Genomic DNA, 325 nt, shown 5'->3' on the forward strand with positions numbered 1-325 from the left:
TGTTGAGCTAGCAGAAATATCTCCATCTGCAAGATACTTAATTTTTTCATTTTTGTAGCCCTGACGTTTGTCACTTTTATCCCACTTTCTACGCTGTGCTACAAATGCACTATCTGCATCGCTCCAGCTCAAAGAATCACTTTTCGCATCAGTAATCTGATTGGTAATCTCGTTTTTAACGTTCGTGATAGAACTACCAACTCCTGCAAAAGCACTCGCTACATCAGGATAATCCTTATTTTCAGAGGTGCCATCTTCATTGACTGTTTTAACCTTGAATGTAGGAGCAGTCCATGCGCCATTCTCATAGCTAGCACCACCACCT

At 41.2% G+C, this 325-nt stretch carries 1 pseudogene; it reads right to left on the bottom strand.

The annotated features are described in order from the left end of the window. Positions 1–325: pseudogene (locus ACFIKO_RS09405) on the bottom strand (hypothetical protein); the annotation flags it as partial.

Source organism: Bartonella sp. TS82HLJMH, assembly GCF_042193495.1.
GTDB classification, from domain to species: Bacteria; Pseudomonadota; Alphaproteobacteria; order Rhizobiales; family Rhizobiaceae; genus Bartonella; species Bartonella grahamii.